The following is a 9390-nucleotide window of genomic DNA, read 5'->3' on the forward strand; positions in this document are numbered from 1 at the left end:
CCTCTATTCCGGCCTGGAGGGTCGCCTTGCACGAGCGCCACGGACGTCAGGAACACCAGGACGCCGCCGATTCGCTGATCAAGGCGGGCAGCTTCTTCACCCGGGCCGAGGTCTCCGCGGACCTGCGGACCGTCCACAAGACCGGCGGCCGCGCCGCCGAGGCCTTCTACCGCGACCGGTGGAGCCACGACAAGGTCGTGTACTCCACGCACGGGGTGAACTGCACGGGCTCCTGCCGGTGGAAGGTCTACGTCAAGGACGGGATCATCACCTGGGAGACCCAGTCCACCGACTATCCCTCCGTCGGCCCCGACAGCCCCGAGTACGAGCCCCGCGGCTGCCCGCGCGGCGCCTCCTTCTCCTGGTACTCCTACTCCCCCACCCGGGTGCGCTACCCGTACGTGCGCGGCGCCCTCCTGGAGATGTACCGCGAGGCCAAGGCGCGCCTGGGCGATCCGGTCGAGGCCTGGGCCGACATCCAGTCCGACCCGGTCCGCCGGCGCACGTACCAGCAGGCGCGCGGCAAGGGCGGGCTGGTGCGCGCGACGTGGGAGGAGGCGACGGAGATCGTCGCCGCCGCGCACGTGCACACGATCAAGGAGCACGGCCCGGACCGGGTCGCCGGCTTCTCGCCGATCCCGGCGATGTCCATGGCCTCGCACGCCGCCGGCGCCCGCTTCCACTCGCTCATCGGCGCGCCGATGCTGTCCTTCTACGACTGGTACGCCGACCTTCCGGTCGCCTCCCCGCAGGTCTTCGGCGACCAGACGGACGTGCCCGAGTCCGGTGACTGGTGGGACGCCGCCTATCTGATGATGTGGGGCTCCAACGTCCCGGTCACCCGCACCCCGGACGCGCACTGGATGACCGAGGCCCGCTACCGCGGCCAGAAGGTCGTCGCCGTCTCGCCCGACTACGCGGACAACACGAAGTTCGCCGACGAGTGGATGCACCCGCACCCCGGTACGGACGGTGCGCTGGCCCTCGCGATGGGCCACGTCATCCTGAAGGAATTCTTCGTCGACCGGCAGACCCCCTTCTTCACGGACTACGTCCGGAAGTACACGGACCTCCCCTTCCTGGTCTCCCTCAAGGAGACCGAACAGGGTCTGGTTCCGGGAAAGTTCGTCACCGCCGCCGATCTCGGGCACACGGAAGGTCCGGCGGGCGAGAACGCGCGGTGGAAGACGGTGCTGATCGACGACGCGACCGGTGGGACCGTCGTCCCGAACGGCACCCTGGGCCACCGCTGGGGCAAGAACGAGAAGCCGGAGTGGAACCTCGACCTCGGCGACACCGTCCCGCGCCTGACCCTGTACGGCACCGCCGACGAGAGCGCGGAGATCACCCTCCCCCGCTTCGAGGACGACGAACAGGGCCTCGACGAGGACGGGAAGGCGCGCGGCACGATCCGCCGCGGCGTGCCCGTGCGGCGCCTCGCGACCGCCGGCGGGGACCGGCTCGTCACGACCGTCTTCGACCTGATGCTCGCCCAGTACGGCGTGGGCCGCGAGGGCCTGCCCGGCGCGTGGCCCACCGGCTACGAGGACGCGAGCGCCCCGGGCACCCCCGGCTGGCAGGAGTCGCTGACCTCCGTCCCGGCGGCCCAGGCGGCGCGCGTGGCAAGGGAGTTCGCGCGGACCGCGGAGCAGTCCGAGGGCCGCTGCATGATCCTGATGGGCGCGGGCACGAACCACTGGTTCCACTCCGAGACCATCTACCGCTCCTTCCTCGCGCTGCTCACCCTCACCGGCTGCCAGGGCCGCAACGGCGGCGGCTGGGGCCACTACGTGGGCCAGGAGAAGTGCCGCCCGGTCACCGGCTGGGCCACCCTCGCGGCCGCCTCCGACTGGTCGCGCCCGCCCCGCCAGATGATCGGCGCGGCCTGGTTCTACTTGCACACCGACCAGTGGCGCTACGACACCCTCCCGGCGGAGGCGCTGGCCTCGCCGCTCGCCACCGGCGCCTTCGAGGGCATGACGGGCTCGGACTGCCTGGCGGCGGCCACCCGGATGGGCTGGATGCCCTCGTACCCGACCTTCGACCGCAACCCGCTGGAGCTGGCCGAGGCCGAGGACCCCGTCGCGGAGACGGTCCGGCAGCTCAGGAGCGGCGAGCTGGGCTTCGCGGGCGAGGACCCGGACGCCCCGCACAACTGGCCGCGCGTGCTGAACGTGTGGCGGGCCAACCTGCTGGGATCCAGCTCCAAGGGCAACGAGTACTTCCTCAAGCACCTGCTGGGCACCCACTCCAACCTCCCCGAGGACGGGCCCCGCTGCACGCCCAAGGACGTGACGTACCGGGAGGAGGACGTGGAGGGCAAGCTCGACCTGCTCATGTCCATGGACTTCCGGATGACGTCCACGACGCTGCTGTCCGACGTGGTGTTCCCGGCCGCCACCTGGTACGAGAAGCACGACCTGTCCTCCACGGACATGCACCCCTTCCTGCACGCCTTCACCCCGGCCGTGGACCCGCCCTGGCAGGCCCGCTCCGACTACGACGCCTTCAAGGCCCTGGCCGAGCGGTTCGGCGAGCTGGCCGGCACCCACCTGGGCGTGCGCAAGGACCTGGTCGCCACCGCCCTGCAGCACGACACCCCGGGCGGCGAGATGGCCCAGCCCGGCGGCGTCGCGCTGGACTGGTCGAAGGGCGAGTGCGAGCCGGTGCCCGGCCGGACGATGTACAACCTGACGGTCGTCGAGCGCGACTACGGGGCGGTCGGCGAGAAGTTCGCCGCGCTCGGCCCGCTCGTCGACACGCTGGGCGTGACGACGAAGGCGATCACCTTCGACGTGGGCGAGGAGGTCGCCTACCTCGGCGCGAAGAACGGCACGGTCCGCGGCGGGGTCGCCGACGGCCGCCCGCGCCTGGAGACCGCCCAGCAGGCCTGCGAGGCGATCCTCTCGCTGTCCGGCACGAGCAACGGCCGCCTCGCCACCCAGGGCTTCGAGACCCTGGAGAAGAAGGTCGGCACCCCGATGGCCCACCTGGCCGCCGAGGCCGAGGGCAAGCGGATCACCTTCGCCGACACCCAGGCCCGCCCGGTCCCGGTGATCACCTCGCCCGAGTGGTCGGGCTCCGAGGCCGGCGGGCGCCGGTACACGGCCTTCACGGTCAACACCGAGCACCTCAAGCCCTGGCACACCCTCACCGGCCGCCAGCACTTCTTCATCGACCACGACTGGCTGCACGAGGTGGGCGAATCGCTGCCCGTCTACAAGCCGCCGCTGAACATGCACACCCTGTACGGGGAGCCCGAGCTCGGCACGGTCGACGAGAAGGCGAAGTCGGTGGCCGTCCGCTACCTGACCCCGCACAACAAGTGGGCGATCCACAGCCAGTACCAGGACAACCTCTACATGATGACGCTGGGCCGCGGCGGCCAGACGGTGTGGATGTCCCCGCAGGACGCCGCCGCCATCGGCGTGGCGGACAACGACTGGATCGAGGCGGTCAACCGCAACGGCGTGATCACCGCCCGCGCGATCGTCTCCCACAAGATGCCGCCCGGCACGGTCTACATGAACCACGCGCAGGAGCGCACGGTCGGCGTCCCCAAGACGGAGAAGACCGGCCGCCGCGGCGGCATCCACAACTCGCTGACCAGGGTGATGCTCAAGCCCACCCATCTCATCGGCGGTTACGCCCAGCTGACCTGGGCCTTCAACTACCTCGGCCCGACCGGCAACCAGCGCGACGAGGTGACGGTCATCCGCCGCCGCGACCAGAAGGTGGAGTTCTAACAACATGCGCGTGATGGCACAGGTCGCGATGGTCATGAACCTCGACAAGTGCATCGGCTGCCACACCTGCTCGGTCACCTGCAAGCAGGCGTGGACCAACCGGCAGGGCACCGAGTACGTCTGGTTCAACAACGTCGAGACCCTCCCCGGGCAGGGCTACCCGCGCCGGTGGGAGGACCAGGAGAAGTGGAAGGGCGGCTGGGAGCGCACCCGCTCCGGCAAGCTGCGCCTCAAGGCCGGCGGCCGCCTCGCCAAGCTGGGCAAGATCTTCGCCAACCCGGACCTCCCGGAGATCGACGACTACTACCAGCCGTGGACCTACGAGTACAAGAACCTCACCGAGGCGCCGGCGGGCGACGACATGCCCACCGCCCGGCCCGTCTCGCAGGTCACCGGAGAGCCGATCGACAAGATCGAGTGGGGTCCGAACTGGGACGACAACCTCGGCGGCGCCCCCGCGCACGCGCCGAAGGACCCGATCGTCGAGAAGATCCGCGACGAGGTCGGCGAGAAGATCCGCTTCGAGTTCGAGCAGAGCTTCATGTTCTACCTCCCGCGCGTCTGCGAGCACTGCCTCAACCCCGCGTGCGTCTCCTCGTGCCCCTCGGGCGCGATGTACAAGCGCGAGGAGGACGGCATCGTCCTGGTCGACCAGGACCAGTGCCGCGGCTGGCGGATGTGCGTGACCGGGTGCCCGTACAAGAAGGTGTACTTCAACCATCAGACCGGCAAGGCCGAGAAGTGCACGTTCTGCTTCCCGCGCATCGAGGTCGGCATGCCGACCGTGTGCTCGGAGACGTGCGTGGGCCGGATGCGCTACCTCGGCGTGATGCTCTACGACGCCGACAAGGTGGCCGAGGCGGCGTCCGTCGAGGACGAGCACGACCTCTATCCCGCGCAGGTCGAGTGCTTCCTGGACCCGGAGGACCCGGCCGTGATCGCCGCCGCCCGCGCGGCCGGCATCACCGACGAGTGGCTCGACGCGGCGCGGCGCTCGCCCGTCTACGACCTGATCGCCGGCTACCAGGTCGCCCTCCCGCTCCACCCGGAGTACCGGACGATGCCGATGGTCTGGTACGTGCCCCCGCTCTCCCCCGTCGTCGAGGCCGTCGCCGCCACCGGCAGCGACGGCGAGGACGCCGGGAACCTCTTCGGCGCCATCGACGCCCTGCGCATCCCCGTCGAGTACCTCGCCGCGATCCTCACCGCCGGCGACACCCAGCCGGTGGAGGCGGTGCTGCGCCGGATGGCCGCGATGCGCGCCTACATGCGCCGCGTCAACCTCGGCGAGGAGAAGGACGAGTCGATCGCCCGGGCCGTCGGGCTGTCCGGGCAGGAGATGGAGGACATGTTCCGCCTCCTGGCCATCGCCAAGATCGAGGACCGCTTCGTGGTGCCCAGCGCGGCCCGCGGCGAGGCCGAGGCGCTCGCCGGGTCCCACCCGCTGGACGGGGCCGCAGCCGCCGCCGAGCAGGGCTGCCCGGTCGGCGCCCTGCCCGAGCCCCGGGTGATGCTCAACCTCGGCTCCACGAGGAGGGGCAAGTGAGCGTGCGACCGCCGAGAGGCCCGATGGGGGGCCCCGCACTGGTACGACTGGTCGCGGGCTGTGTCCTGCAGTACCCCGGCGACTACTTCCACGATGAACTCCCGCGGCTCCGTGCGGCCCTCGCCGGGGTGCCCGCCGAACCGGCCGCACTGCTCGGCTCGTTCCTCGACGAGGCCGAGCGGCAGACCCCGATCGAGCTGTGCGCCCAGTACACCTCGACCTTCGACACCCGCAACCGGCGCTGCCTCTACCTCACGTGGTGGGTGGACGGCGACACCCGCCGGCGCGGGCTGTCCCTGGTCCGGCTGAAGCGGATCTACCGGGACTTCGGGCTGGAGTACGCGGGCGAGGAACTGCCCGACTTCCTGCCGGTGGCCCTGGAGTTCGCCGCCCGCGTGGAGGAGGCCGGCACCGAGCTGCTCCAGGAGCACCGGGCCGGGCTGGAGCTGCTGCGGCTCGCGCTCACCGAGTCCGCCTCCCCGTACGCCCGGGTCCTCGAAGCCGTCTGCTCGACGCTGCCCGGACCCTCCCCCGAGACCAAGGCCGAGGCCAAGGCGCTGGCGAAGAACGGCCCGCCGCAGGAGCTGGTGGGCGCGGGCTCGGCGCTCGAACCGTTCGGGCCGGGCCTCGACATGCCGGCCGACCTCCCCCTGCGGACCCCCGCCGACCTCCCGTGGCCCGTGACACCCGAAAGGCAGACGGCCTGATGGACCTCCTCCTGTGGGGCGTGCTCCCGTACGTCTCGATCGCGCTGCTGATCGCGGGCACGGTCTGGCGGGCCCGCTTCGACAAGTTCGGCTGGACCACCCACTCCTCCCAGCTGCACGAGTCGCGGCTGCTGCGCATCGGCTCGCCGCTCTTCCACTTCGGCATGCTCTTCGTGGTCCTCGGCCACGTGGTCGGCCTGCTGATCCCGAAGAGCTGGACCGACGCCGCGGGCCTGAGCGACCACGCCTACCACCTGCTGGCCGTCTCCACCGGCGCGATCGCGGGCGTCGCGGCCGCCGCCGGCATCGGGATCCTGGTCTACCGGCGCTTCAAGGTCCCGGCCGTGCGCAGGGCGACGCTGCGCAGCGACCACCTGATGTACAGCTTCCTGCTCGGCGCGATGGTGCTGGGCCTCACCGCCACGGTCCTCAACTCGACGGGAATGACGGACGGCTACAACTACCGTGACGGCATCTCGCCCTGGTTCCGCAGCCTGTTCACCTTCACCCCGGACCACCACCTGATGGCGGGCGCCCCGCTCGCCTTCAAGCTGCACATCCTCTTCGGCTTCACGCTGTTCGCGCTGATCCCGTACTCGCGGCTGGTCCACGCGTTCTCCGTGCCGCTGAAGTACCTGTTCCGGCCGTACGTGGTCTACCGCAAGCGGGACCCCGCGCAGCTCGCCAACCGCGAGACCAAGCGCGGCTGGGAGCGCGTGTCGTGACCCCGCACCCCACCCGCGGGCCCGTTCCCGCCACGCACCGCACCATCGTGCGCCGGCCCCGGCACGCGGTCGGCGAGCGGCCCTTCATCGTGATCTGGGAGGCGACGCGGGCCTGCCCGCTGGCCTGTCTGCACTGCCGGGCCGAGGCGCAGACCGCCCGCCACCCCGAGGAGCTCGACGGCGCGGACGCCCGCCGGGTGATGGACCAGATCGCCGCCTTCGGCAAGCCCGGCCCGCTCTTCGTGATCACCGGCGGGGACCCCTTCCAGCGCGCCGACCTCACCGACCTCGTGGCGTACGGGACCTCGCTGGGCCTGCGCGTCGCCGTGTCCCCCTCCGGTACGCCCACGCTGACGCCGGAGAACCTGGTGGCGGTGCGCGAGGCGGGCGCCATCGCGCTCTCCCTCTCGCTGGACGGTTCGACGGCCGGGCGCCACGACGCCTTCCGGGGCGTTCCCGGCGTGTTCGACTGGACGCTGGACGGCTGGCGGGCCGCCCGGGAGCTCGGGCTCAAGGTCCAGATCAACACCACGGTCACCCGCGGCAGCCTGGAGGACCTCGCCGACATCGCCTCGCTCGTCAAGCGCGAGGGCGCGATGCTGTGGTCCGGCTTCGTCCTGGTCCCGACCGGGCGCGGCGAGCAGTTGGACTCGCTCACGGCCGCCGAGGTCGAGGACGTCCTGCACTTCCTCTACGACTGCGGGGCCGTGATGGCCACCAAGACGACCGAGGGCCACCACTTCCGGCGGGTCGCGCTGCAGCGCACCGTCCTCGAAGCCCGCGGCGAGCGGCCGGTCCTGGGCGGGCTGTACGGGCGCCTGTCGGACCGCGCCCGCGAGCTCGGGCTGTTCGAGGGCGAGCGGCGGGCCGTGCGCCGCCCGCCGATGGACGTCTCCTCGGGCCGCGGGTTCGTCTTCATCTCGCACACGGGCGAGGTGCACCCCAGCGGCTTCCTGCCCGTCTCCGCGGGCAACGTGAAGAACCACCCGCTGACCGAGATCTACCGGGGCTCCGCACTGTTCACCAAGCTCCGCGATCCGTCGCTGCTGCGCGGCAAGTGCGGGGCGTGCGAGTTCAAGACGGTGTGCGGGGGGTCGCGCTCGCGGGCGTACGGCTTCACCCGCGACGTGCTGGAGGCCGACCCGTACTGCGCGTACGAGCCGGGCAGCTTCCCGTACCAGGAGGACCTCAAGGCGCTGGCCGAAAGCATGAGGCGCTGACCCACTCGGTTCCCATATGTTTCATAGGGGCACATATCGGCCTCGGGGCCACGGGAGAACACAATGCGTTCAGTGATCGTCATCGGTGGCGGCATCAGCGGTCTGGCCGCCGCGTGGCAGTTGCGCGGCCAGGCCGATGTGACCGTGCTGGAGAGCCACGCCAAGGTCGGCGGGAAGCTCCGTACCGGCACCATCGCCGGAATCACCGTCGACGAGGGCGCCGAATCCCTCATGGCCCTGCGCCCGGAGGCCGTGGAACTGGCCGCCGCCGTCGGACTGGGCGAGGCCCTGTGCGATCCGGCGAAGGCCCCCACCACCATCTGGACCAACGGCGGGCTGCGCCCGCTGCCCGCCGGCCACGTGATGGGCGTCCCCACCGACCCCTCGACGCTGATCGGCACCGGCCTGCTCTCCCCCGAGGGCGTCGCGCGCGTCGCCGCGGAGGAGACCCTCCCGGCCACCCCGCTGACCGAGGACTGCTCGGTCACCGCGTACCTGTCGGCCCGCTTCGGCCAGGAGGCCGTCGACCGGCTGATCGAGCCCATGCTGGGCGGCGTCTACGCCGGCCTCGCCGACCGGCTCTCGCTGCGCGCGGCCATGCCCCGGATCGCGGCCCTCGCCGAACAGGGCACCCCGCTCCTGCCGGCCCTGCGCCGGATGCGCGCGGCGGGCGCCCCGCGTTCGGCGGCCGTGGCCGTCCAGGGCGTCGTCGGCGGCACCGGCCGCTTCCCGGCGGCGGTCGCCGAAGCCTGCGGGGCCCGCATCCTCACCGGCACGACGGCCCGCTCCCTGCAGCGGACCGCCGGCGACCGCTGGCGCGTGCAGGCCATGACCGGCGACGGCGCGCTGACGATGGAGGCGGACGCGGTCGTCCTCGCGCTGCCCGCCTTCGCCGCGGCGGAGCTGCTGCGCCCCCACTCGCCCCTCGCCGAGGCCGAGCTCTCCTCGATCCCGCACGCCTCGACGGCCGTGATCACCATGGCCTTCTCCCGCGCCCAGGCCCACTTCCTCCCCCAGGGCAACGGCTTCCTGGTCCCGCCGGTCGACGGCCACACCCTCAAGGCCGCGTCCTTCCTCTCCAACAAGTGGTCCTGGCTGAACGACGCGGCCCCCGAGACCTTCGTGCTGCGCGCGTCCATCGGCCGCATCGGCGAGGACGAGCTGCTCAGCCGGCCCGACCGGCACCTGGTCCGCTCCGCCATCGCCGAACTGCACCGCGCGGTGGGCCCGATGGGCGAACCCCTGGCCACCCGCGTCACCCGCTGGGACCGGGGCCTGCCCCAGTACGGCGTCGGCCACCGCGACCGCGTCGCCCGCATCCGCGAGGCCGCCGGCAAGCTCCCGGGCATCGCCCTGTGCGGCGCGGCCTACGAGGGCGTCGGCGTGGCCGCCTGCGTCGCGACGGGCCGCGCCGCACAGGGCGATGCCTCTCCCTTATACACATCT

At 71.9% G+C, this 9390-nt stretch carries 6 protein-coding genes; all 6 read left to right on the plus strand.

Annotated features, from left to right (window positions below):
* Nucleotides 1-26 precede the first annotated feature (26 nt).
* Nucleotides 27-3746: a nitrate reductase subunit alpha gene (locus DRB89_RS14950; protein WP_112450041.1), complete on the plus strand. Its 3720-nt coding sequence runs from the start codon at nucleotides 27-29 to the stop codon at nucleotides 3744-3746.
* A 4-nt stretch (nucleotides 3747-3750) separates the two neighbouring features.
* Complete coding sequence (gene narH / locus DRB89_RS14955) at nucleotides 3751-5292, plus strand: nitrate reductase subunit beta (RefSeq protein ID WP_112450042.1); 1542 nt, start codon at nucleotides 3751-3753, stop codon at nucleotides 5290-5292.
* A 23-nt stretch (nucleotides 5293-5315) separates the two neighbouring features.
* Nucleotides 5316-5999: a nitrate reductase molybdenum cofactor assembly chaperone gene (gene narJ / locus DRB89_RS14960; RefSeq protein ID WP_112450043.1), complete on the plus strand. Its 684-nt coding sequence runs from the start codon at nucleotides 5316-5318 to the stop codon at nucleotides 5997-5999.
* On the plus strand, nucleotides 5999-6724 hold the full coding sequence (gene narI / locus DRB89_RS14965) for a respiratory nitrate reductase subunit gamma (protein WP_112450044.1): 726 nt from the start codon (nucleotides 5999-6001) through the stop codon (nucleotides 6722-6724). Before narJ ends, narI begins: the two co-directional genes overlap by 1 nt.
* Nucleotides 6721-7944 (plus strand): TIGR04053 family radical SAM/SPASM domain-containing protein, encoded by a 1224-nt coding sequence (locus DRB89_RS14970; protein WP_112450045.1) that lies wholly within the window; start codon nucleotides 6721-6723, stop codon nucleotides 7942-7944. Before narI ends, DRB89_RS14970 begins: the two co-directional genes overlap by 4 nt.
* A gap of 63 nt (nucleotides 7945-8007) precedes the next feature.
* Nucleotides 8008-9390 (plus strand): protoporphyrinogen oxidase (gene hemG / locus DRB89_RS42925; RefSeq protein ID WP_162688587.1); only part of this gene is annotated, 1383 nt, incomplete at its 3' end.

Source organism: Streptomyces sp. ICC4 (genome assembly GCF_003287915.1).
Classification (GTDB): Bacteria; Actinomycetota; Actinomycetes; order Streptomycetales; family Streptomycetaceae; genus Streptomyces; species Streptomyces tritrimontium.

Coding starts and splice junctions, on each gene's coding strand:
- narI (WP_112450044.1), top strand. CDS start 5,999: ATGGACCTCCTCCTGTGGGGCGTGCTCCCGTACGTCTCGATCGCGCTG.
- narJ (WP_112450043.1), top strand. CDS start 5,316: ATGGGGGGCCCCGCACTGGTACGACTGGTCGCGGGCTGTGTCCTGCAG.
- narH (WP_112450042.1), top strand. CDS start 3,751: ATGCGCGTGATGGCACAGGTCGCGATGGTCATGAACCTCGACAAGTGC.